At 65.2% G+C, this 24,116-nt stretch carries 21 protein-coding genes and 3 tRNA genes; 23 read left to right on the top strand and 1 reads right to left on the bottom strand.

Features of this window, described 5'->3' with window-relative positions; translation table 11 throughout:
* Positions 1-28: 28 nt before the first annotated feature.
* Positions 29-1,360, bottom strand: coding sequence for a globin-coupled sensor protein (locus H261_RS11200; protein WP_008617511.1), 1,332 nt, complete (start codon positions 1,358-1,360; stop codon positions 29-31).
* A gap of 252 nt (positions 1,361-1,612) precedes the next feature.
* Between H261_RS11200 and H261_RS11195 the strand changes: the two genes are divergently transcribed.
* From H261_RS11195 to H261_RS11085, 23 genes are all read left to right on the top strand, one after another.
* Positions 1,613-1,697, top strand: a tRNA-Leu gene (locus H261_RS11195).
* An 87-nt stretch (positions 1,698-1,784) separates the two neighbouring features.
* Positions 1,785-3,170, top strand: coding sequence for a trigger factor (gene tig / locus H261_RS11190; RefSeq protein WP_008617510.1), 1,386 nt, complete (start codon positions 1,785-1,787; stop codon positions 3,168-3,170).
* A 105-nt stretch (positions 3,171-3,275) separates the two neighbouring features.
* Positions 3,276-3,917, top strand: a complete 642-nt coding sequence (clpP, locus tag H261_RS11185) for an ATP-dependent Clp endopeptidase proteolytic subunit ClpP (protein ID WP_008617509.1) — start codon at positions 3,276-3,278, stop codon at positions 3,915-3,917.
* 161 nt (positions 3,918-4,078) lie between these two features.
* Positions 4,079-5,344 carry an ATP-dependent Clp protease ATP-binding subunit ClpX gene (gene clpX / locus H261_RS11180; RefSeq protein ID WP_008617508.1) on the top strand — a complete coding sequence of 422 codons (1,266 nt, stop codon included), beginning with the start codon at positions 4,079-4,081 and terminating at the stop codon, positions 5,342-5,344.
* A gap of 236 nt (positions 5,345-5,580) precedes the next feature.
* Positions 5,581-7,992: an endopeptidase La gene (gene lon, locus H261_RS11175; RefSeq protein ID WP_008617507.1), complete on the top strand. Its 2,412-nt coding sequence runs from the start codon at positions 5,581-5,583 to the stop codon at positions 7,990-7,992.
* Positions 7,993-8,219: 227 nt separating this feature from the next.
* Complete coding sequence (locus H261_RS11170) at positions 8,220-8,492, top strand: HU family DNA-binding protein (protein ID WP_008617506.1); 273 nt, start codon at positions 8,220-8,222, stop codon at positions 8,490-8,492.
* Positions 8,493-8,594: 102 nt separating this feature from the next.
* Positions 8,595-8,670, top strand: a tRNA-Val gene (locus tag H261_RS11165).
* A 278-nt stretch (positions 8,671-8,948) separates the two neighbouring features.
* Positions 8,949-9,025, top strand: a tRNA-Asp gene (locus tag H261_RS11160).
* 244 nt (positions 9,026-9,269) lie between these two features.
* Positions 9,270-9,635, top strand: a complete 366-nt coding sequence (locus H261_RS11155; RefSeq protein ID WP_008617504.1) for an NADH-quinone oxidoreductase subunit A — start codon at positions 9,270-9,272, stop codon at positions 9,633-9,635.
* A complete protein-coding gene (locus H261_RS11150; RefSeq protein ID WP_008617503.1) occupies positions 9,626-10,192 on the top strand; it encodes a NuoB/complex I 20 kDa subunit family protein in 567 nt (188 codons plus the stop codon). The genes H261_RS11155 and H261_RS11150 overlap by 10 nt, the downstream gene beginning before the upstream one ends.
* Before the next feature lie 21 nt (positions 10,193-10,213).
* A complete protein-coding gene (locus tag H261_RS11145) occupies positions 10,214-10,813 on the top strand; it encodes an NADH-quinone oxidoreductase subunit C (RefSeq protein ID WP_008617502.1) in 600 nt (199 codons plus the stop codon).
* 1 nt (position 10,814) lies between these two features.
* The gene (locus H261_RS11140; RefSeq protein WP_008617501.1) at positions 10,815-11,993 is read left to right on the top strand and encodes an NADH-quinone oxidoreductase subunit D; all 1,179 of its coding nucleotides are present in this window, start codon (positions 10,815-10,817) and stop codon (positions 11,991-11,993) included.
* Complete coding sequence (gene nuoE, locus H261_RS11135; RefSeq protein WP_008617499.1) at positions 11,990-12,598, top strand: NADH-quinone oxidoreductase subunit NuoE; 609 nt, start codon at positions 11,990-11,992, stop codon at positions 12,596-12,598. The genes H261_RS11140 and nuoE overlap by 4 nt, the downstream gene beginning before the upstream one ends.
* Positions 12,598-13,881 (top strand): NADH-quinone oxidoreductase subunit NuoF, encoded by a 1,284-nt coding sequence (nuoF, locus tag H261_RS11130; RefSeq protein ID WP_008617498.1) that lies wholly within the window; start codon positions 12,598-12,600, stop codon positions 13,879-13,881. Before nuoE ends, nuoF begins: the two co-directional genes overlap by 1 nt.
* A 16-nt stretch (positions 13,882-13,897) precedes the next feature.
* Positions 13,898-15,970, top strand: a complete 2,073-nt coding sequence (nuoG, locus tag H261_RS11125; protein ID WP_008617497.1) for an NADH-quinone oxidoreductase subunit NuoG — start codon at positions 13,898-13,900, stop codon at positions 15,968-15,970.
* Entirely contained in the window at positions 15,963-16,988 is a 1,026-nt protein-coding gene (gene nuoH, locus H261_RS11120; protein ID WP_008617496.1) for an NADH-quinone oxidoreductase subunit NuoH, read from the top strand. Before nuoG ends, nuoH begins: the two co-directional genes overlap by 8 nt.
* Positions 16,989-17,001: 13 nt before the next feature.
* Positions 17,002-17,490 carry an NADH-quinone oxidoreductase subunit NuoI gene (gene nuoI, locus H261_RS11115; protein WP_008617495.1) on the top strand — a complete coding sequence of 163 codons (489 nt, stop codon included), beginning with the start codon at positions 17,002-17,004 and terminating at the stop codon, positions 17,488-17,490.
* A gap of 13 nt (positions 17,491-17,503) precedes the next feature.
* The gene (locus H261_RS11110) at positions 17,504-18,112 is read left to right on the top strand and encodes an NADH-quinone oxidoreductase subunit J (RefSeq protein ID WP_008617494.1); all 609 of its coding nucleotides are present in this window, start codon (positions 17,504-17,506) and stop codon (positions 18,110-18,112) included.
* Positions 18,112-18,423 (top strand): NADH-quinone oxidoreductase subunit NuoK, encoded by a 312-nt coding sequence (gene nuoK / locus H261_RS11105; protein WP_008617493.1) that lies wholly within the window; start codon positions 18,112-18,114, stop codon positions 18,421-18,423. The genes H261_RS11110 and nuoK overlap by 1 nt, the downstream gene beginning before the upstream one ends.
* Positions 18,424-18,428: 5 nt before the next feature.
* Complete coding sequence (gene nuoL / locus H261_RS11100) at positions 18,429-20,357, top strand: NADH-quinone oxidoreductase subunit L (protein WP_008617483.1); 1,929 nt, start codon at positions 18,429-18,431, stop codon at positions 20,355-20,357.
* An 18-nt stretch (positions 20,358-20,375) separates the two neighbouring features.
* Entirely contained in the window at positions 20,376-21,890 is a 1,515-nt protein-coding gene (locus H261_RS11095; RefSeq protein WP_008617474.1) for an NADH-quinone oxidoreductase subunit M, read from the top strand.
* 13 nt (positions 21,891-21,903) lie between these two features.
* Positions 21,904-23,367 carry an NADH-quinone oxidoreductase subunit NuoN gene (nuoN, locus tag H261_RS11090; protein ID WP_008617464.1) on the top strand — a complete coding sequence of 488 codons (1,464 nt, stop codon included), beginning with the start codon at positions 21,904-21,906 and terminating at the stop codon, positions 23,365-23,367.
* The gene (locus H261_RS11085) at positions 23,364-24,110 is read left to right on the top strand and encodes a biotin--[acetyl-CoA-carboxylase] ligase (protein WP_008617463.1); all 747 of its coding nucleotides are present in this window, start codon (positions 23,364-23,366) and stop codon (positions 24,108-24,110) included. Before nuoN ends, H261_RS11085 begins: the two co-directional genes overlap by 4 nt.
* Positions 24,111-24,116: the final 6 nt, after the last annotated feature.

The following is a 24,116-nucleotide window of genomic DNA, read 5'->3' as shown; positions in this document are numbered from 1 at the left end:
GAGCGCAATAGGCTCCCCCTGATGTTTGTCAACCGGCCCTGATCTGCGAGACAAAGCGGTCCACCTGGGTCTCCAGCTGGGTGGAATCGCGCGACAGGGTCGAGGCGGCGTCCAGGACCAGACGGGCGGCCGTACCGGTTTCGGCGGCGGCGGTGTTGACCCGGGTGATGGTCTCGGTGACTTCCGAGGTGCCCTGGGCCGCCTGCTGGACGTTGCGGGCGATTTCGCCGGTGGCGGCGCCCTGTTCCTCCACCGCCGCGGCGATGGACCCCGAGATGTGGTTGATCTGGCCGATGGTGGTGGCGATGCCGCCGATGGCGGTCACCGCGTCGCGGGTGGCCGATTGCACCGCTGAGATCTGGGCGGCGATCTCCTCGGTGGCCTTGCCGGTCTGGTTGGCCAGGCTCTTCACCTCGTTGGCCACCACGGCGAAGCCCTTGCCGGCATCGCCGGCCCTGGCCGCCTCGATGGTGGCGTTCAAGGCCAGCAGGTTGGTCTGCGAGGCGATGTCGTTGATCAGCTTGACCACCTGGCCGATCTTGCTGGCCGCCTCGGCCAGGCTCTGCACCATCTGGTTGGTGCGGTCGGCCTCGACCATGGCGTTGGCGGCGATCTGGGCCGACTGGGCCACCTGCCGGCTGATCTCGGTGATGGAGGCGGAAAGCTCCTCGGCCGCCGCCGCCACGGTCTGGATGTTGACGGTGGCTTCCTCGGCCGCCGCCGCCACGGTGGTGGACTGGCGCGAGGTTTCCTCGGCGGTGGCGGTCATGGACTTGGCGGTGGTCTCCATCTGGCCGGCCGACGACGCCACCGAGGCCACCAGGCCCTTGACCTCACGCTCGAAGACGTCGGCCTTGGCGCCCAGCTCGCGGGCGATGATGGCGGCGGTATTGGTCTCGATATAGACCGAGGTGGCCAGGTCCATGTCGAGGAAGGCCGCCTTGTTGACGGCGTTCAGCACCTGGGTCAGGCGGCGCGGGTCCTTGCGGTAGTGCTCGACCGCCACCCCGGTGACCATGTTCAGCACGAAGCAATAGCCGGCGGTGTACCACTTGGGCTCCAGGCCGATGCGCTGGTGGACCTTGCCGATCTCGGTGACCTGGGCGAAGTAGCGGTCGTCGAACTGGCCGAGGAACACGCTTTCCATCCAATGCTTCTTCTGCATGGCCCGCGCATGGGCCATCCGCTCGGGAGTGGCGAACATCTTCGCCGTCGCCGGATTGTTGCTGACATGGCGGTAGAAGGTTTCGAGAATCCCGTCGATATGGCGGGCAAGGATATCGCGGAATTCACGCAATGCGCGCTTGGTGTCTTCGTCGATCTGCAGGAAGGCGATGCTTGAGGTGCGGTCGAGATCCATTTTGCCACCTGATCCCCAATAGTATGTCGGCGCCGAGTATGGGCCAGTACTGGAGTCGTTTCAAATCGAATTAGACCATGGCGCCACAATTGCCATTCGTGAAGTCATGGGGCAAAAGTTCCCTCGGACGGCCATGCGGCTTTTCCCTGTTTCCCTGGAAACGAACATGCTATAGACAGGACCCTCCCGACGGGGCGGCCCCAGGGTGCGCATGTTTGCGCGCGTGGGTTCGCCGGCGTGCACGGTCGAAAAGCGGGCGTGGTGGAATTGGTAGACACACTGGATTTAGGTTCCAGCGGCGCAAGCCATGGGGGTTCAAGTCCCTTCGCCCGCACCATTCACCAAAGCCGGCCCTGGACCCTGGCGCATGCCGACCGGCGGGAGCAGCGATTTCAACTCACTCGATTCGATTGGCGATAGACTGATGCAGGTAACCGAGATCAATGCCGAAGGCCTGAAGCACGAATTCAAGGTCGTCGTTCCCGCCCAGCAGCTGGAAACCCGGATGCAGGACAAGCTGGCGGAGATCGCCCGCACCGTGGCCATGCCCGGCTTCCGCCCCGGCAAGGTGCCCATGACCATCGTGCGCAAGAAGTACGGCGGCGCGGTGATGGGCGAGATCCTGGAGAACGCCGTGAACGACGGCGCCGGCAAGGCCATCACCGACGGCAGCCTGCGCCCGGCCATGCAGCCCAAGATCGAGATCACCAAGTACGAGGAAGGCTCGGACCTGGAATTCACCGTGGCGGTGGAAGTGCTGCCCGAGATCAAGACCATGGATTTCGGCACCGTCAATCTGGTGCGCGACAAGGCCGTGGTGCCGGATGCCGAGGTGGACGACGCCCTGGCCAAGATCGCCGAGCGCAACGAAAGCTCCGAGCCGGTCAAGCGCGCCGCCAAGTCGGGCGACGTGGTGGTCATCGACTTCGTGGGCAAGCTGGACGGCGTGGCCTTCCCCGGCGGCACCGCCGAGGGCTACTCGCTGAAGCTGGGCTCCAACACCTTCATCCCGGGCTTCGAGGACCAGTTGGTCGGCAAGAAGGCCGACACCGACGCCGAGGTCAACGTGACCTTCCCCGAGGGTTACGGCAACGAAGCCCTGGCCGGCAAGCCGGCGGTGTTCGAGGTCAAGGTCAAGGAAGTGCGCGCCCCCAAGGCCGCCGCAATCGATGACGAGCTGGCCAAGTCGGTCGGCCTGGAAAACCTCGACGCGCTCAAGACCGCCATCAAGGACGAGATCGCGCGCGAGCTGGACGGCGTGTCGCGCATGAAGCTGAAGCGCGCCCTGCTCGACGCCCTGTCGGCCGGTCACGACTTCCCGGTTCCCCCGGGCATGCTCGACGCCGAGTTCGAGGCCATCTGGAAGCAGGTGGAGACCGACAAGGAAGCCGGCCGTCTCGACCCCGCCGACGCGGCCAAGTCCGAAGACGAGTTGAAGGTCGAGTACCGCGCCCTGGCCGAGCGCCGCGTGCGCCTGGGCCTGCTGCTGGCCGAGGTCGGCCGGGTCAACGAGATCAACGTGACCCAGGAAGACCTGAACCGCGGCATCATGATGGAAGCCCGCCGCTACCCCGGCCAGGAGCACCTGGTGCTGCAGTACTACCAGAAGAACCAGGAAGCCCTGGAATCGCTGCGCGCTCCCCTCTACGAGGAGAAGGTGGTCGATTTCATCCTGGAGCTGGCCAAGATCACCGACAAGGAAGTGTCGGTCGAAGATCTGCGCAAGGACCCCGACGAGGCCGCTTCCGAAGGCGAGGCCGAGGCCAAGCCGAAGAAGAAGGCCGCCGCCAAGAAGAAGGCGGCCGAATAGGTCCTCGACGTGCAAAGCCCGCGATGTTCACCATATGAATGTCGCGGGCGGCCAATCCTCCTCGGCGTCCGCCCCCGCCGTTGTCAAATCCACAAAGGACGGAACATGCGCGAAAGAGATCCGATCGACCTCTACATGAACACCCTGGTTCCCATGGTGGTCGAGCAGACCAACCGGGGCGAGCGGTCCTACGACATCTATTCGCGCCTGCTGAAGGAGCGGATCATCTTCCTGACCGGACAGGTCTACGACGAGGTCGCCAGCCTGATCTGCGCCCAGCTGTTGTTCCTGGAATCCGAGAATCCCAGCAAGGACATCGCCTTCTACATCAACTCGCCGGGCGGCGTGGTGACGTCGGGCCTAGCCATCTACGACACCATGCAGTACGTCCGCCCCGCCGTCTCCACGGTGTGCATCGGCCAGGCGGCCTCCATGGGTTCGCTGCTGATGACCGCCGGCGAGAAGGGCAAGCGCTTCTCGCTGCCCAATTCCCGCATCATGGTGCACCAGCCCTCGGGCGGCGCCCAGGGCCAGGCCACCGACATCGAAATCCAGGCGCGCGAGATCCTTGCGCTCAGGGCGCGGCTCAACAACATCTATGTGGAGCATACCGGCCAGCCGCTGGAAGTGATCGAGAAGGTGATGGAGCGCGACAAGTTCATGACCGCCGAGGAGGCCAAGGAATTCGGCCTGATCGACGAGGTGGTGAACAAGCGTCCCGCCGCCGAGGGCGACAGCGCTTCGTAAAGTCTGTTCAGGCGCCAGCGGCCGGGCCGGTTCCCCAAAGGGGAATGGTCCGGCCGTTTGTGTATGCGCGCATGACAGAATTGTCGTTGTCTGGCGTGGCGGGCTGTGTCTAACATGACTTCGCGGGTGCGATGCGGCCGCCTTGATCCAATGGAGTTTCGATGACCAAGTCCTCTAGCGGCGATTCCAAGAATACTCTGTACTGCTCGTTCTGCGGAAAGAGCCAGCACGAGGTGAGGAAGCTTATCGCCGGGCCGACCGTGTTCATCTGTGATGAATGCGTCGAGCTGTGCATGGACATCATCCGCGAAGAGCACAAGACCCACCTGGTCCGCTCGCGCGATGGCGTGCCGACCCCCAAGGACATCTGCGCCGTGCTCGATGACTACGTCATCGGCCAGGGCCATGCCAAGAAGGTGCTGTCGGTCGCCGTCCACAACCACTACAAGCGGCTGCAGCACGGCGGCAAGAACAACGAAGTCGAGCTGGCCAAGTCCAACATCCTGCTGATCGGCCCCACCGGCTGCGGCAAGACCCTGCTGGCCCAGACGCTGGCCCGCATCCTCGACGTGCCGTTCACCATGGCCGACGCCACCACCCTGACCGAAGCCGGCTATGTGGGCGAGGATGTGGAGAACATCATCCTCAAGCTGCTGCAGGCCGCCGAGTACAATGTGGAGCGGGCCCAGCGCGGCATCGTCTACATCGACGAAGTGGACAAGATCAGCCGCAAGTCCGACAACCCCTCCATCACCCGCGACGTGTCGGGCGAGGGCGTGCAGCAGGCCCTGCTGAAGATCATGGAAGGCACCGTCGCCTCGGTGCCGCCCCAGGGCGGGCGCAAGCATCCGCAGCAGGAATTCCTGCAGGTGGACACCACCAACATCCTGTTCATCTGCGGCGGCGCCTTCGCCGGCCTGGAAAAGATCATCGGTTCGCGCGGGCGGGGCACCTCCATCGGCTTCGGCGCCGACGTGCGCGGTCCGGACGAGCGCCGCACCGGCGAAATCCTGCGCGAGGTCGAGCCCGAGGACCTGCTGAAGTTCGGCCTGATCCCCGAGTTCGTCGGCCGCCTGCCGGTGCTGGCGACCCTGGAGGACCTGGATGTCGACGCCCTGATCGACATCCTGTCCAAGCCGAAGAACGCCCTGGTCAAGCAGTATCAGCGCCTGTTCGAGATGGAGGACACCCGTCTGGCCTTCTCCGACGACGCGCTGAAGTCCATCGCCGAGAAGGCCATCGCGCGCAAGACCGGCGCGCGCGGCCTGCGCTCCATCATGGAATCCATCCTGCTCGACACCATGTTCGACCTGCCCGGCCTCGACGCCGTGGACGAGGTGGTGATCAACAAGGAAGTGGTGGAGGGCCGCGCCAAGCCGCTCTACATCTACTCCGAACGGCGTGAGGACGTGGGGTCCAGCGCTTAAGGGGCATCACGGGACGGGCTCCTTATGCGGGGCCCGTTCGTCCCTTTTCCCACAATTCCTAGTGTCCCGCTTCGGCCCAGGGCCAAAATCTGCATTGCGGACACACCCGACAACACACTAGAATCATTGGGCATGGCTTGACGACAGGGGGAATCCGCCCCAGCTTTGCTCAAGACAAGTCATCAAAGTCCAAGTCGGTGAGCCGTTTCGGCCACCGCCGGCGTGAATGAGGCAGCATGGTCGATACTCCTTCTGGCGACGTTTTCCCGGTCCTTCCGCTTCGGGACATCGTCGTCTTCCCCCACATGATCGTCCCGCTGTTCGTCGGCCGGGAGAAGTCGGTGCGGGCCCTGGAAGACGTGATGCGGGAAGACAAGCAGATCCTGCTGGTCGCCCAGAAGAACGCTGCCCAGGACGACCCCACCACCGAGGACATCTACGCGGTGGGCACCGTGTCGACCGTGCTGCAGCTGCTGAAGCTGCCCGACGGCACCGTCAAGGTGCTGGTCGAGGGCGGCAAGCGCGCCAGGATCACCGGCTTCACCGACAACGAGAATTTCTTCCAGGCCACCGCCGAGGTGGTGGACGAGCGCGAAGGCGACCAGCAGGAGCTGGAGGCGTTGTCGCGCTCGGTGGTCAGCCAGTTCGAGCAGTACATCAAGCTCAACAAGAAGATTCCGCCCGAGGTGCTGGTTTCGGTCAACCAGATCGAGGATTCGGCCAAGCTGGCCGACACCGTTGCCTCGCATCTGGCGCTGAAGATCGCCGAGAAGCAGGAGCTTCTGGAGATCGAGGTGGTCTCCGAGCGTCTGGAGCGGGTCTACTCCTACATGGAGGGCGAGATCGGCGTCCTGCAGGTGGAGAAGAAGATCCGCAACCGCGTCAAGCGGCAGATGGAGAAGACCCAGCGCGAGTACTATCTGAACGAGCAGCTGAAGGCCATCCAGAAGGAACTGGGCGAAGGCGACGACGGCAAGGACGAGACCGCCGAGCTGGAAGAGCGCATCGCCAAGACCAAGCTGACCGTCGAGGCGCGCGAGAAGGCCCTGGCCGAGCTGAAGAAGCTCAAGTCCATGAGCCCCATGTCGGCCGAGGCCACCGTGGTGCGCAATTATCTGGATTGGCTGCTGACCATTCCGTGGAAGAAGCGCACCAAGGTCAAGAAAGACGTCAAGCTGGCCGAGACGGTGCTCAATTCCGACCATTACGGCCTGGAGAAGGTCAAGGAACGCATCCTCGAGTATCTCGCCGTGCAGATCCGCACCGACAAGGTGCGCGGTCCCATCCTGTGCCTGGTGGGGCCGCCCGGCGTCGGCAAGACCTCGCTGGGCAAGTCCATCGCCAAGGCGACGGGCCGCAACTTCGTGCGCATGAGCCTGGGCGGAGTCCGCGACGAGGCCGAGGTGCGCGGCCACCGCCGCACCTATATCGGCTCCATGCCCGGCAAGATCGTCCAGGGCATGAAGAAGGCCAAGAGCTCCAATCCGCTGTTCCTGCTCGACGAGATCGACAAGCTGGGCGCCGACTGGCGCGGCGATCCCGCCTCGGCCCTGCTGGAGGTGCTGGACCCCGAGCAGAACGCCACCTTCAACGACCATTACCTGGAGGTGGATTACGACCTCTCCGACGTGATGTTCGTCACCACCGCCAACACCATGCGCATGCCCCAGCCGCTGCTGGACCGCATGGAGCTCATCCGCCTGTCCGGCTACACCGAGGACGAGAAGGTGGAAATCTCCAAGCGCCACCTGCTGCCCAAGGTGATCAAGGCCGCCGGCCTGAAGAAGGGCGAGTGGTCGATCAGCGACGAGGCGCTCCGCCATATCGTGCGCTACTACACCCGCGAGGCGGGGGTGCGCAACATGGAGCGCGAGCTGGCCAATCTGGCCCGCAAGGCGGTCAAGGAGATCGTCTCGACCAGTAAGGTCAAGGTCGCCGTCACCCCGCGCAACCTGGAAAAGTACGCCGGCATCCACCGCTATCGCTTCGGCGAGGTGGAGGAGCAGGATCTGGTCGGCGTGGTTACCGGTCTGGCCTGGACCGAGGTCGGCGGCGAGCTGCTGACCATCGAGGCGGTCAGCATGCCGGGCAAGGGCACCTTCAGCCATACCGGCAAGCTGGGCGACGTCATGCAGGAATCCGTGCAGGCGGCCCGCTCCTACGTGCGCTCGCGCTCGGTCAGCTTGGGGATCAAGCCGACGGTGTTCGAGAAGCGCGACATCCACGTCCACGTCCCCGAGGGCGCCACGCCCAAGGACGGCCCGTCGGCCGGCGTCGCCATGTGCACCACCATCGTCTCGGTGCTGACCGGCATTCCGGTGCGCAAGGACGTGGCCATGACCGGCGAGATCACGCTCCGCGGCCGGGTGCTGCCCATCGGCGGGCTGAAGGAAAAGCTGCTGGCGGCGCTCAGGGGCGGCATCAAGACCGTTCTCATCCCCAAGGAGAACGAGAAGGACCTGGCCGAGATCCCCGACAACGTCAAGAAGGGCCTGGACATCATCCCGGTCTCCACCGCCGATGAGGTGCTGGCCCTGGCGCTGACCCGCAAGCCGGTGGCCATCGAGTGGGAAGAGCCGGTGGACGTGGCCGAGGCCAAGCCGGCCAAGGACGGCGAGGCGGCGGCCGGCGGTCTGGTCACCCACTGAGGCGGGATAAGGGTATTTCCTTAGCTGAAATCGGCGGTTCCCCATGGGAGCCGCCGATTTTGCATTGGCGGACGGGCCGGAGAGAAGGGCGTGGATGCCAGCAAATCCGCCATTTCTTGCGGATTGCACATTGACGCTGTCCGACAGGCTGAATTAGACTGGCCCCGTCTAATTCGATAGGCGGTATCGTCGGCTATCAATGTCGGTATAACGAAGGGGGTCCTCAGGTGAACAAGAACGATCTCGTGACGGCCGTGGCTGGCGCCGCTGGTCTGTCCAAGGCCGATGCGGCTAAGGCCGTGGACGGTGTTTTCGAAGCCATTACCTCCGCGCTCAAGGGCGGCGACGAGGTTCGCCTGGTCGGTTTCGGCACTTTCGCCGTCGCGTCGCGCGCGGCGTCCGAGGGCCGCAATCCCCGCACCGGCGAGAAGATCAAGATTCCGGCCTCCAAGCAGCCGAAGTTCAAGGCCGGCAAGGGCCTGAAGGACGGCATCCAGTAAGGATGCCTCCCTCAAAGAGTGATGTGCCGGCCGCCCAATGGGCGGCCGGTTTTGTTTTGGGGGCTTGCCGAAAATGCGGCGGCATCCTAGAACCTGCCTACCGGGCGGTTAGCTCAGCCGGTAGAGCGCCTGCTTTACACGCAGGATGTCGGCGGTTCGAACCCGTCACCGCCCACCACGCCTTCACAGGGCCTTGGGCCGCCGGGGCGCTCTCTTGCAAAACTCTCCATCGATAAAGGCGGCTCGCGTTCCGGAGCCGGGCGACGGCCGCTGCGGGCGGCGCTCCGCGGCCCCCGCGGTTGCGCCCTTCCGGCGGGAGGAGGATTCGCGCCGTGGCCGGGATGCCTGATTCCCGGATCGGCGCAAGGGGCAAATTTCGCTGCGGCGCGGCCTTGTTTGCTTGACAGCCCATGGGGGGTGGATTACACCACGCCTACCCACGCGGGTGGCTGCGGAGGGGGTGTAGCTCAGTTGGTTAGAGCGCCGGCCTGTCACGCCGGAGGTCGCGGGTTCGAGCCCCGTCACTCCCGCCATCCCGCCTGATATCGATCGCCGAGCGAGGGGCTTGGCTGGTCGCGGGCGGGGTTGTCCGCAGTCTTTTGGTATGTTGCAGGAGGGGGTACCCGTTCGGCGCGTTCGCCAAAGTCGTCCATCCGTCCGATCCCTATAGGTCGATCTCTTCGCTTTGCAGCACAGACACCGGCCGGTGACGGACGTGCGACGACACGAAACGCCGGGGCTTCCTCCGATCGGACACCTCTTGGTAGGGCAGGGACGATGGAAGCTTGGCTGCTCGAATATCTGCCGATCCTGATTTTCCTCGGCATCGCCATCGTGATTTCGGCGATCTGCGTGGGGGCCTCATGGATCGTGGCGCGCCAGAAACCCGACACGGAAAAGGCCACGGCCTACGAATGCGGCTTTGACGCCTTCGGCGACGCCCGTTCCAAGTTCGAGGTCCGGTTCTACCTCGTCGCCATCCTGTTCATCATCTTCGACCTGGAAGTGGCCTTCCTGTTCCCGTGGGCGGTGACCCTGGGCAAGATCGGCATGTTCGGCTTCTGGTCCATGATGGTGTTCCTCGGCGTGCTGACCATCGGCTTCATCTACGAATGGCGAAAGGGAGCCCTGGAATGGGAGTGAACCCCGGAACCGGCGGCATCCTGTCGCCCGACCATGCGGCGGCGCTGCCCCCTGGCCCGGCCCAGGACGCGCTGCTCAAGGCCGTCACCACCGAGATTTCCGACAAGGGCTTCGTGCTGGCCAGCGTCGACGCCGTGGTCAACTGGGCCCGCACCGGCTCCTTGTGGCCCATGACCTTCGGTCTGGCCTGCTGCGCCGTGGAAATGATGCATGCCGGCTGTTCGCGCTACGACATGGACCGCTTCGGCGTGGTCTTCCGTCCCAGCCCGCGCCAGTCGGACCTGATGATCGTCGCCGGCACGCTGACCAACAAGATGGCCCCGGCGCTGCGCCGCGTCTACGACCAGATGGCCGAGCCGCGCTGGGTGATCTCCATGGGCTCGTGCGCCAATGGCGGCGGCTATTATCACTATTCCTACTCGGTGGTGCGCGGTTGCGACCGCATCGTGCCGGTGGACATCTATGTGCCGGGCTGCCCGCCCTCGGCGGAAGCGCTGATGTACGGCATCCTGCAGCTGCAGAAGAAGATCCGCCGCACCGGCTCCATCCTCCGATAGCGCCCTAGGGGAACCCTCAAGATGACGCAAGCGCTGAAGGATCTGGGTGAGTACATCGCCCAAGCCCTGCCCCAGGATGTGCTGGGAACCGAGGTCAACCGCGTGGGCGAGCTGTCGCTCACCGTCAAGGCCGCCTCCATCGTCAAGGTCCTGAGCTTCCTCAAGGACGATTCCGGCTGCCTGTTCAAGCAACTGGTGGATGTCTGCGGCGTGGACTGGCCGGGGCGCGAGCAGCGCTTCGACGTGGTCTATCACCTGCTGTCCATGAAGCATAACCAGCGGGTCCGCGTGAAGGTCGCCACCGACGAGGAGACCGCCGTTCCGTCCGTTACCGGCGTGTTCAATTCGGCCGGCTGGTTCGAGCGCGAGACCTGGGACATGTTCGGCGTGCTGTTCTCGGACCATCCCGATCTGCGCCGCATCCTCACCGATTACGGTTTCGAGGGCCATCCGCTCAGGAAGGACTTCCCGCTGACCGGCTATGTGGAGATGCGCTACGACGACGAGACCAAGCGCGTGATCTACGAGCCGGTGAAGCTGACCCAGGATTTCCGCAGCTTCGATTTCCTGTCGCCCTGGGAAGGGCCGGGGATGCTGCCCGGCGATGAGAAGGCGAACTGACATGGCCGAATCCCAGATCCAGAGCTACACCATCAACTTCGGCCCGCAGCATCCGGCGGCGCACGGCGTGCTGCGCCTGATCCTCGAGATGTCGGGCGAGGTCGTCGACCGCGCCGACCCCCATGTGGGCCTGCTGCATCGCGGCACCGAGAAGCTGATCGAGCACAAGACCTATCTCCAGGCGACGCCTTATTTCGACCGCCTGGACTATGTCGGCACCATGAACCAGGAACATGCCTTCGTGCTGGCCACGGAGAAGCTGCTGGGCATCGACATTCCGATCCGCGCCAAGTTCATCCGGACGCTCTACGATGAGATCGGCCGCATCCTGAACCATCTGCTCAATGTCACCGCGTTCATCTTCGACGTGGGCGGCATGACTCCGTTGCTCTACGGCTTCGAAGAGCGCGAGAAGCTGATGGAGTTCTACGAGCGCGTCTGCGGCGCCCGCCTGCACGCCAATTACTACCGCCCGGGCGGCGTCGCCGCCGACCTGCCGGCCGGCCTGCTGGAAGACATCGCCGCGTGGTGCGAGACCTTCCCCAAGGTCTTGGACGACATCGAGACCCTGGCCACCGACAACCGCATCTTCAAGCAGCGCGTCGTCGATATCGGCGTGGTGACGGCGGATCAGGCCCTGGATTGGGGCTTCACCGGTCCCAACCTGCGCGCCTCGGGCATCGCCTGGGATCTGCGCAAGGCCCAGCCCTACGACGTCTACGACCAGATGGATTTCGACATTCCGGTGGGCAAGAACGGCGACGGCTATGACCGTTATCTGGTCCGCGTGCTGGAAATGCGCGAATCCGTCAAGATCATGAAGCAGTGCATCGCCAAGATGCCCAATGGGCCGGTCAAGGTCGAGGATAACAAGATCACGCCGCCCCGGCGGTCCGAGATGAAGACCTCCATGGAATCGCTGATCCATCACTTCAAGCTGTTCACCGAGGGCTTCCGGGTCCCGGCCGGCGAAGTGTACGCGGCCATCGAGGCCCCCAAGGGAGAGTTCGCCGTCTACCTGATCGCCGACGGCACCGGCAAGCCCTACCGCTGCAAGATCCGTCCGCCGGGATACGTTCACCTGCAGGCGCTCGACATGATGTCCAAGGGACACATGCTGGCCGACGTGGTGTCCAATATCGGCTCCATCGACATCGTTTTCGGCGAGATCGACCGATGAGCAATCATTCCTACGAACCGGAAAGCTTCGCTTTCACCCCCGAATACCTGGAGAAGGCCAAGGCCTTCATCGCCAAGTATCCCGCCGGCCGCCAGCAGAGCGCGGTGATGCCGCTGCTCGACCTGGCCCAGCGCCAGGAAGGCTGGGTCAGCCGCGCCGCCATGGAAGTCATCGCCGAGATGCTCGACATGGCCCCCATCCGGGTGGAGGAGGTGGCGACCTTCTACACCATGTACAACCGCAAGCCGGTGGGCACTTTCCACGTCCAGGTCTGCACCAACCTGCCCTGCATGCTGCGCGGCTCGGACGACGTGGTGGCCGCCGCCAAGGCGACGCTGGGCGTCGAGTTCGGCGACATGACCGGCGACGGCAAGTTCACCCTGTCCGAGGTGGAATGTCTGGGCGCCTGCGTCAACGCGCCGATGATGCAGATCAACGACGATTACTACGAGGATCTGACCGCGGAGAGCACCAAGGCGGTACTGGAGGCCTTCAAGCGCGGCGAGACGCCGAAGCCCGGTCCCCAGAACGGTCGTCAGTTCTCGTGCCCGGCGGGCGGCCCGACCGCTCTCACCGAGTTGAAGTTCGAGGGGGGGAAGGCCTGATGCTGCGCGACTCCGACAGGATTTTCACCAACCTCTACGGTTTCCACGACTGGCACCTGAAGGGCGCCATGGCCCGTGGCGACTGGAACGGCACCAAGGATATTCTGGCCAAGGGCCGCGACTGGATCATCGAGGAGATGAAGAATTCCGGTCTGCGCGGCCGTGGCGGCGCCGGCTTCCCCACCGGCGTCAAGTGGTCGTTCATGCCCAAGACCGAGGGGCCGCGTCCCCACTATCTGGTCATCAACGCCGACGAAGGCGAGCCCGGCACCTGCAAGGACCGGGAAATGATGCGCTTTGATCCGCACAAGCTGATCGAGGGCGCGCTGATCGCCTGTTTCGCCATCGGGGCGCATGCCGCCTACATCTACATCCGCGGCGAGTTCGTGCGCGAGGCCGAGCATCTCAATATCGCCATCGACGAGGCGCGCGCCGCCGGCCTGCTCGGTCCCAACGCCTGCGGTTCGGGCTGGGATTGCGAGGTCTACGTCCATCGTGGCGCCGGTGCCTATATCTGCGGCGAGGAATCGGCGCTGATCGAAAGCCTGGAAGGCAAGAAGGGCCAGCCCCGCCTCAAGCCGCCGTTCCCGGCCGGCGTCGGCCTCTATGGCTGCCCGACCACGGTGAACAACGTGGAATCCATCGCCGTGGCGCCCACCATCCTGCGCCGCGGCGCCGCGTGGTTCGCCGGCCTGGGCAAGCCCAACAACACCGGCACCAAGGTGTTCTGCATCTCCGGCCACGTCAACACGCCGTGCAACGTGGAAGAGGAGATGGGCATTCCGCTGAAGGAACTCATCGAGAAGCATGCCGGCGGCGTGCGCGGCGGCTGGGACAACCTGCTGGCCGTCATCCCCGGCGGTTCGTCGGTTCCCATGCTGACCAAGCAGCAATGCGAGGAAGTCACCATGGACTTCGACGCCCTGCGCGCCATGCGCTCGGGCCTGGGGACCGCCGCCGTGATGGTCATGGACAAGTCCACCGATCTGGTGCGCGCCATCCACCGTCTGTCGCGCTTCTACTGGCACGAGAGCTGCGGCCAGTGCACGCCGTGCCGCGAAGGCACCGGCTGGATGAGCCGCATGATGGGCCGCATGGTCACCGGCGACGCCGAATTGTCGGAAATCGATCTGCTGGAAGAGATTTCCCGCCAGATCGAGGGCCACACCATCTGCGCCCTGGGCGATGCGGCCGCCTGGCCGATCCAGGGCCTGATCCGCGCCTTCCGTCCCGAGATGGAGCGGCGGATCCTGGATCGCCAAGCCAAGACCCAAGCGGCCTGAGAAGAGAGAAGACCCAATGCCCAAGCTGACCATTGACGGCAGGGAAATCGAAGTCGAGGCCGGGACGACCATCATCCAGGCCGCCGATCTGCTCGGTATCGAGATTCCCCGTTTCTGCTACCACGAGCGTCTGGCCATCGCCGGCAATTGCCGCATGTGCTTGGTCGAAGTGGAAAAGATGCCCAAGCCGGCGGCGTCGTGCGCCATGCCGGTGGGCGAAGGCATGGTGGTGAAGACCAATACCCCGGCGGTGCGCAAGGCGCGCCAGGGCGTGATGGAGTTCCTGCTGCTCAACCACCCGCTGGATTGTCCCATCTGCGACCAGGGCGGCGAGTGCGACCTGCAGGACCAGGCCATGGCCTACGGCTCCGACAAGAACCGCTGCCAGGAAGGCAAGCGCGCCGTGCCGGACAAGGATTACGGCCCGCTGGTCCAGACCATGATGACGCGCTGCATCCAGTGCACCCGCTGCGTCCGTTTCATCTCCGAGATCGCCGGCACCCCGGTGCTGGGCGGCCTGGGCCGGGGCGAACACCTGGAGATCAGCCGTTACGTCAACGCGGCGGTGTCGTCCGAGCTGTCGGGCAACCTGATCGATCTCTGCCCGGTGGGGGCGCTGACCAACAAGCCGGCCAGCTACACCTACCGCGCGTGGGAACTGAAGAAGACCGAGAGCGTCGACGCCATGGACGCGCTGGGCTCGGCCATCCGGGTCGACACCCGCGGCAACGAGGTCATCCGCATCCTGCCCCGCGTCGCCGAGGACGTGAACGAGGAATGGCTGTCCGACCGCTCGCGCTTCGCCTGCGACGGCCTGAAGCGCCAGCGCCTCGACAAGCCCTATGTCCGCAAGGACGGCAAGCTGGTCCCCGCCACCTGGAACGAGGCGTTCGCCGCCATCGCCGCCAAGGTGAAGGCCGCCGGGACCAAGGTCGCCGCCATCGCCGGCGATCAGGCCGATGCCGAGACCATGGTGGCCTACAAGGATCTGCTGGCCGCCCTGGGGTCGCAGGCCGTGGATTGCCGCCAGGACGGCGCCAAGCTGGACGCCTCGGTACGCGCCTCCTACCTGTTCAACAGTACCGCCGCCGGCATCGAAGAGGCCGACGCCCTGCTGATCGTCGGCTCCAATCCGCGCAAGGAAAATCCGGTCCTCAACGCCCGCATCCGCAAGCGCTGGCAGAAGGGCGGCTTCAAGGTGGCCCGCATCGGCCACAAGGGCGACCTGACCTACAAGTACGAGCATCTGGGCGACGACGCTTCCATCCTCAAGGCCGTGGCCGAGGGCAAGCATCCCTTCTTCGAGGTGCTGAAGAACGCCAAGAAGCCGGCCCTGATCATCGGCCAGGGGGCTCTGTCCCGCGCCGACGGCGCCGTGCTGCTGGGTCTGGCCCGCAAGCTGGCCGACGCCGCCGGTCTGGTGCGTGACGGCTGGAACGGCTTCAACGTGCTGCACACCGCCGCCGCCCGTGTCGGCGGCCTGGACCTGGGCTTCGTGCCGGGTCAGGGCTGGCGCGACGTGGACCACATCGTCGATGGCGCCCACAAGGGCGACATTCAGGTGCTGTTCCTGATCGGCGCCGACGAAGTGGACATGAAGGCCCTGGGCGAGGCCTTCGTGGTCTACCAGGGCAGCCACGGCGACGCCGGGGCGCACCGCGCCGACGTGATCCTGCCGGGCGCCGCCTACACGGAGAAGAGCGCCACCTTCGTCAACCTGGAGGGCCGCGCCCAGCAGACCCGTCTGGCGGTGTTCCCGCCCGGCGAGGCCAAGGAGGACTGGCGCATCGTCCGCGCCCTGTCCGAGGCGCTGGGCAAGCCGCTGCCCTATGACAGCCTGAAGGCGGTGCGCGAGCGCCTGGCCAAGGCCAGCCCGGTGTTCGCCGCCATCGGCCAGGTCGTTCCGGCCGCCTGGGGCGCCGCCTTCGGCGCCGAGGGCAGCCTGGGCGACGGCGCCCTGGTGAGCAACGTCGACAATTTCTATCAGACCGACCCGATCAGCCGCGCCTCCAAGACCATGGCGGAATGCACGGCAGCCTTCGGCGGTGGTTGCAACCACAAGCACAAGAAGACGGGGACCCATGGTTGACCTTCTGACCGGGCTGCTGCCCCCCTTCGTGTGGCGTCTGCTGATCATCGTTCTGCAGATCGTCGCCATCGTCCTGCCGCTGCTGATCGCGGTGGCCTACCTCACCTATGCCGAGCGCAAGGTGATCGGCGCCATGCAGATGCGCAAGGGACCCAACGTGGTCGGTCCCTTCGGCCTGCTGCAGCCCATGGCCGACGGCCTGAAGCTGTTCGTCAAGGAGACGGTGCTGCCGACCCGCGCCAACCGGGTGGTGTTCATCGGCGCGCCGATGCTGACCTTCTTCCTGGCCCTGGTGGCCTGGGCGGTGATCCCCTTCGACAAGGGCTGGGTGCTGGCCGACATCAATGTCGGCGTGCTGTACCTGTTCGCCATCTCGTCGCTCGGCGTCTACGGCATCATCATGGCGGGCTGGGCGTCCAACTCGAAATACGCCTTCCTGGGCGGCCTGCGCTCGGCGGCGCAGATGGTGTCCTATGAAGTCTCCATCGGCTTCATCCTGATCTCGGTGCTGCTGACCGTCGGTTCGCTGAACCTGTCGGACGTGGTGACGGCCCAGACCAAGCTCTGGTTCATCGTGCCGCACTTCCCCATGTTCATCCTGTTCATCATTTCCGGTCTGGCCGAGACCAACCGCGCCCCCTTCGACCTTCCCGAGGCGGAAGCGGAGCTGGTGGCCGGCTACAACGTCGAATACTCGGCCATGACCTTCGCCCTGTTCTTCCTGGGCGAGTATGCCAACATGCTGATGATGGGGGCGATGACCTCCATCCTGTTCCTGGGCGGCTGGATGGCTCCGCCGTTCCTGGGCTGGTTGCCCATCCCCGGCGTGATCTGGTTCGTCATCAAGATCTGCCTGGTGATGTTCGTCTTCCTGTGGGTGCGTGCCACCTTCCCGCGCTATCGCTACGACCAGCTGATGCGTCTGGGTTGGAAGGTGTTCCTGCCGTTCTCGCTGTTCTGGCTGGTGCTGACCGCAAGCGTTCTGACCGCTTTCGGCTGGCTGCCGAACCAGGGTTAAGGAGAGAAAAGCGATGTCGTTCCTCGACCGCACCGCGCGCGCCTTTCTGCTGACCGAACTCGTCCAGGGTTTGGCGCTGACGCTGCGCTACATGTTCAAGCCCAAGGTGACCATCAACTACCCCTATGAAAAGGGTCCGTTGTCGGTGCGCTTCCGCGGCGAGCACGCCCTTCGCCGTTATCCCAACGGGGAAGAGCGCTGCATCGCCTGCAAGCTGTGCGAGGCCATCTGCCCCGCCCAGGCGATCACCATCGAACCCGAGCCCCGCGACGACGGGTCGCGCCGGGCCCGGCGCTACGACCTCGACATGACCAAGTGCATCTATTGCGGCCTGTGCCAGGAGGCCTGCCCGGTGGACGCCATCGTCGAGGGTCCGAACTTCGAATACGCCACCGAGACCCGGGCGGAACTCATGTACAACAAGTCCAAGTTGCTCGCCAACGGCGACCGCTGGGAGGCCGAGCTGGCCTTCCGCATCGCCGCCGACGCGCCCTACCGGTGACGGGAGACCATCCATGTTCACGGCTCTGATCTTCTACATGTTCGCCGCCATCGCGGTGGCGAGCGGCGTGATGGTGATCTCATCGCGCAATCCGGTGCATTCGGTGCTCTGGCTGATCCTGGCGTTCTTCAACGCGGCGGGCCTGTTCCTGCTGCTGGGCGCCGAGTTCCTGGCCATGGTGCTGGTTGTGGTCTATGTGGGCGCCGTCGCGGTGCTGTTCCTGTTCGTCGTGATGATGCTCGACATCAACATGGTGGAGATGAAGGAAGGCTTCCTGCAGTACCTGCCCACCGGCGCCCTGATCGGCGTGGTGCTGCTGGTCGAACTGCTGGCCATGTTCGGCGGCTGGGCCTTCGCGCCCGACGTCGAGGCCATGGTCAAGGCGCCGACGCCGACGCTGGAGCAGGCGTCCAACACCGTGGCGCTGGGCAAGCTGATCTACACCAACTACGTCTACCTGTTCCAGGCGTCGGGTCTGGTGCTGCTGGTCGCCATGATCGGCACTATCCTGCTGACCCACCGCAAGCGGACCGGGGTCCGCAAGCAGGTGATCGCCGATCAGGTCGGCCGCTCGCGCGATTCGGTCGAACTCAAGAAGGTCCAGTCGGGGAGGGGCATCTGATGTTCGAGATCGGTCTGTCCCACTACCTGGCGGTGGCCGCCATCCTGTTCACGCTGGGCGTGATGGGCATCTTCCTGAACCGCAAGAACGTCATCATCATCATGATGTCCATCGAGCTGATGCTGCTGGCCGTCAACATCAACTTCGTGGCGTTCTCGTCCTATCTGAACGATCTGGTCGGACAGGTGTTCACCATGTTCATCCTGACCGTCGCCGCGGCGGAAGCCGCCATCGGCCTGGCCATCGTCGTCGTCTTCTTCCGTAACCGCGGGTCCATCGCGGTGGAAGAAATCAGCCAGCTCAAGGGGTAAGCGGGATGATCACTGCAACCGTATTCCTGCCGCTCCTTGGCGCCGTCGTCGCCGGCCTGTTCGGCCGCTTCATCGGCGACCGGGCCGCGCAGATCGTCACCTGCACCCTGCTGATCGCCTCCGCCGTGATGGCCGGGCTGATCTTCCAGAAGGTCGCGCTGGGCGGCGAGGCCCAGACCGTGGTGATCGCCGAGTGGATCCGCTCCGGCACCATGGCGGTCAACTGGTCGCTGAAGGTCGATACGCTGACCGCCGTGATGCTGATCGTCGTCACCTGGGTGTCGGCGGCCGTGCACGTCTATTCGGTCGGCTATATGAGCCATGACCCCTCCATCTGGCGCTTCCAGAGCTATCTGTCGCTGTTCACCTTCGCCATGCTGATGCTGGTGACCTCGGACAATCTGGTGCAGATGTTCTTCGGCTGGGAAGGCGTCGGCGTCGCCTCCTATCTGCTGATCGGCTTCTGGTACGAGAAGCCCTCGGCCTCGGCCGCCGCCATCAAGGCCTTCGTGGTCAACCGCGTCGGCGATTTCGGCTTCGCGCTCGGCATCTTCGGCGTCTACGTGCTGTTCGGTTCGGTGGGCTTCGACGCCATCTTCGCCGCCGCTCCGGACAAGGCCGCCGCCAGCATCAACTTCTTCGGCGTCGAGTGGCACGCCATCACCATCTGCTGCCTGCTGCTGTTCGTCGGCGCCATGGGCAAGTCGGCTCAGTTGGGTCTGCACACCTGGCTGCCCGACGCCATGGAGGGCCCGACCCCGGTGTCGGCCCTGATCCATGCCGCCACCATGGTCACCGCCGGCGTCTTCATGGTCGCCCGCATGAGCCCGCTGTTCGAATTCTCGGACACCGCGCTGACCGTGGTGACCGTGGTCGGCGCCGCCACCGCCATCTTCGCGGCGACGGTGGGCTGCGTGCAGAACGACATCAAGCGGGTGATCGCCTATTCCACCTGCTCGCAGCTGGGCTACATGTTCTTCGCCATCGGCGTGTCGGCCTACCAGGCCGCCATCTTCCACCTGATGACCCATGCCTTCTTCAAGGCCCTGCTGTTCCTGGGCGCCGGCTCGGTGATCCACGCCATGAGCGATGAGCAGGACATCCGCCGCATGGGCGGCATCTGGAAGCACGTCAAGGTCACCTGGGTCCTGATGTGGATCGGTTCGCTGGCGCTGGCCGGCATCCCGTTCTTCGCCGGCTACTACTCCAAGGATACCATCCTGGAGGCCGCCTGGGCGTCCCATACCCTGGCCGGCCAGGGTGCCTACTGGCTGGGCTGCACCGCCGCCTTCCTGACCGCCTTCTACTCGTGGCGCCTGCTGCTGCTCACCTTCCACGGCCGGCCGCGCGCCGACGAGCATGTGATGGCCCATGTCCACGAGAGCCCGGCGGTGATGCTGATTCCGCTGCTGTTCCTGGCCGGTGGCGCCCTGTTCGCCGGCTGGGCGGGCTACGAGGCGTTCGTCGGCCACCACAACCAGGATTTCTGGCGCAGCTCGATCCTGGTGACCGCGGCCCATCCGTCGCTGGAGAACGCCCATCACGTCCCCTCCTGGGTGGCCCTGCTGCCCACGGTGGTGGCGGTGTCGGGCATCGCCCTGGCCTATCTGTTCTATGTGTTCGCTCCGGGTCTTCCGGTGGCGCTGGCCAACACCTTCAAGGGTGTTCACCAGTTCCTGCTGAACAAGTGGTATTTCGACGAGCTGTACGACTGGCTCTTCGTGAAGCCCGCCTTCAAGCTCGGCCGCGGTCTGTGGCAGGGTGGCGACGGCGCGCTGATCGACGGCGTCGGTCCGGACGGCGTGGCGGCGGCGACCCGTGTGGTCGCCCAGAAGGTGGCCCGCATGCAGAGCGGCTACCTCTACCACTACGCCTACGCCATGCTGATCGGCGTGGCGGCGTTCGTCACCTGGTACATTTTCAACGCGCGCTGAGGACGAGGAAGACGCCCCATGAACGACTGGCCCCTTCTCTCGCTGACCACGTTCCTGCCTTTGCTGGGAGCGCTGTTCATCCTCACCATCCGCGGCGAAACCGAGGTGGTGGCGCGCAACGCCCGTAACGTGGCGCTGCTCACCTCCATCGCCACCTTCGTGGTGTCGCTGTTCATCCTGGCGAAGTTCAACGGCGCCTCGCCGGACTTCCAGCTCAAGGAAACCGCGCTGTGGTTCCCCGGGACCACCATCGCCTATTCCATGGGCGTCGACGGCATCTCGGTGTGGTTCGTGCTGCTGTCCACCTTCCTGTGCCCCATCTGCATCCTGGCCGCCTTCGGCAGCGTGGAGAAGCGGGTCAAGGAGTACATGGTGGCCTTCATGATCCTCGAGACCATGATGATCGGCATGTTCTGCGCGCTGGATCTGGTGCTGTTCTACATCTTCTTCGAGGCCGTCCTGATCCCGATGTTCATCATCATCGGCGTGTGGGGCGGGGCGCGCCGGGTGTACGCGGCATTCAAGTTCTTCCTGTACACCCTGCTGGGCTCGGTGCTGATGCTGGTCGCCATGCTGGCCATGTATTTCGATGCCCACACCACCGACATCCCGTCGCTGATGGCCCATTCGTTCCCCTTCAAGATGCAGTTGTGGCTGTGGCTGGCCTTCTTCGCCTCGTTCGCGGTGAAGGTCCCCATGTGGCCGGTGCACACCTGGCTGCCCGACGCCCACGTCGAGGCGCCCACCGGCGGTTCGGTGATCCTGGCCGGCGTGCTGCTGAAGATGGGCGCCTACGGCTTCATCCGCTTCTCCATCCCCATGCTGCCGGACGCCTCGGTGTACTTCACGCCGCTGATCTACACCCTGTCCATCGTCGCGGTGATCTACACCTCGCTGGTGGCCCTGGTGCAGGAGGACATGAAGAAGCTGATCGCCTATTCCTCGGTGGCGCATATGGGCTACGTCACCATCGGCATCTTCGCCATGACCACCCAGGGGGTCGAGGGCGCGCTGTTCCAGATGCTGTCCCACGGCATCGTGTCGGGCGCCCTGTTCCTGTGCGTCGGCGTGATCTACGACCGCATGCACACCCGCGAGATCTCCCGCTACGGCGGCCTCGCCACCCGCATGCCCAAGTATGCCGCGGTATTCATGCTGTTCACCATGGCCTCGGTCGGCCTGCCGGGCACCGCCGGCTTCGTCGGCGAGTTCCTGGTGCTGATGGGCGTGTTCCAGGTCAACACCTGGGTGGCGTTCTTCGCCGCCACCGGCCTGGTCCTGGGCGCCGCCTACATGCTGTACCTCTACCGCCGGGTGGTGTTCGGCCGCCTGACCCGTGAGGACTTGAAGGGCATCCTCGACATGAGCCCGCGCGAGATCGCGGTGTTCGCGCCGCTGGTGGTCATGACCATCTGGATGGGTGTCGCTCCCGGCACCTTCCTCGAGCCGATGCATGCGTCGGTATCCAAGCTGATCCAAAATTACGAGCTTGCCCGGGCCGCCCATGACGGCCTGACGCTGGCGGCCCGTTGAGGGGGACCCTGACGTGATCCAGACTTCCGACCTCGTCCCGGTGCTGCCGGAAATCTTCATCGCACTGGCCGGTCTGGCCCTGCTGATGCTCGGCGTGTTCCGCAAGGAGGACAGCACCAAGTCGGTGTCCGTCCTGGTGATCCTGGCCTTTGGCGCCGCCATGGTCCTGGTGTCGTCCCTGGGGGCCGAGCGGCTGACGGCCTTCAACGGCCTGTTCGTCGCCGACCGCTTCGCCGGCTTCGCCAAGGGGCTGGTGCTGGTGGCCTCGGCCATCGCCCTGGCCATGTCGCTGCCCTATCTGGAGCGCGAGAAGATCGGCCGCTTCGAATATCCGGTGCTGGTGCTGTTCGCCACGCTGGGCATGATGATGATGATCTCGGCCAACGACTTCATCGCGCTGTACCTGGGCCTCGAGCTGCAGAGCCTGTCGCTCTACGTGCTGGCCGCCTATAACCGCGACAACGCCAAGGCCACCGAAGCCGGCCTCAAGTACTTCGTGCTGGGTTCCCTGGCCTCGGGCCTGCTGCTCTACGGCATCTCGCTGCTGTACGGCTTCGCCGGCACCACCTCGTTCGAGGGCCTGGCCAACCTGTTCGCCGGCGGCCACGAGCACCCGGTGAAGCCCAACATGGGCGTCATCGCCGGTCTGGTCTTCGTGCTGGCCGGTCTGTCGTTCAAGGTTTCGGCGGTGCCGTTCCACATGTGGGCCCCCGACGTCTACGAGGGCGCCCCCACCCCGGTGACCTCGTTCTTCGCCGTGGCTCCCAAGATCGCCGCGCTCTGCCTGCTGACCCGCGTCATGACCGGCCCCTTCGCCGATCTGGTGGAGCAGTGGCGCCAAGTGGTGACCTTCATCGCCATCGGCTCCATGTTCGTCGGCGCCTTCGCCGCCGTGGTCCAGACCAACATCAAGCGCCTGATGGCCTATTCCTCCATCGGCCATGTGGGCTTCGTGCTGGTCGGCATCGCCGCCGGCTCGACGCTGGGCATCCAGGGCGTGCTGATCTATCTGGCCATCTACCTGTTCATGAATGTCGGCGTCTTCGCGGTGGTCCTGTCCATGCGGCAGAAGGGCCGCCTGGTGGAGGGCATCGACGATCTGGCCGGCCTGTCCAAGACCCATCCCATGATGGCCTTCGTCATGGCGGTGCTGATGTTCTCCATGGCGGGCGTGCCGCCGCTGGCCGGGTTCTGGGGCAAGTTCTACGTGTTCATGGCCGCCGTCGAGGCGGGCCAGTTCACCCTGGCCATTATCGGCCTGCTGTCCTCGGTGGTGAGCGCCTACTACTACCTGCGCATCATCAAGGTCATGTACTTCGACGAGCCGGTCGAGGCCTTCGATAAGCCGGTGGGCGCCTCCATGTCCCTGGTGATGGCGGTGTCCACCATCGTCATCCTGGCCTTCACCCTGATCCCGGCGCCGCTGGTCACCAGCGCCAAGGCGGCGGCCCAGGTGCTGTTCCCGGCGGCGGGATGACCTCCTTCGAACTGCCGGCGCCGTTCAGCCATCTGGGGCTGAACAGCGTCGGCAGCACCAACGACGAGGCGCGGCGGCGGGTCGAGGACGGCTCCGCCGCCGATCTTTTGGTGGTGACGGCGCGCCGCCAGACGGCGGGCCGCGGCCGCCGCGGCCGGGTGTGGGAAAGCCCCGAGGGCAATCTGCACGCCTCCTTCGTCCTTCGTATCGAGCGCCCGCTGGCCCAGGCGGCGCAGATCGGCTTCGTGGCGGCCCTGGCCCTGGCCGAGGCCCTTGACGAACTGGCCCCGGGTCACGATGTGCGCTGCAAGTGGCCCAACGATGTGCTGGCCGACGGGCGCAAGGTGGCGGGCATGCTGCTGGAGAGCGCCGGGGACGGCTGGCTGGTGCTGGGCATCGGCGTCGACGTGGAATGCCGCCCGGCTCCGGCGGAAGCCTTGTATGCGGCTATCGCGCTGGTGGAACTGGGCTATGGCGGCGATACTGCCGGGGTGCTGAATGCGCTCTGCCGGTCTTTCGGCCCCTGGCTGGCGCGCTGGCGGGACGAGGGTTTCGCGCCCATCCGCGCCGCCTGGCTGGGCCGGGCGCGGGGCCTGGGCGAGGCGGCGCTGGTCCGCCTCGAGGCCGAGACGCTGTCGGGGGTGTTCGCCGGCCTCGACGAGGAGGGCGGCCTGCTGCTCGACCAGGGCGCCGCCGGTATCCGCCGGATACTGGCCGGCGATGTGTTCTTTCCGGGATTGTGACGGAGC

Source organism: Paramagnetospirillum caucaseum (assembly GCF_000342045.1).
Classification (GTDB): Bacteria; Pseudomonadota; Alphaproteobacteria; order Rhodospirillales; family Magnetospirillaceae; genus Phaeospirillum; species Phaeospirillum caucaseum.
The sequence above is the reverse complement of the archived record's forward strand: the minus strand, read 5'-3'. Positions and strand labels throughout refer to the sequence as shown.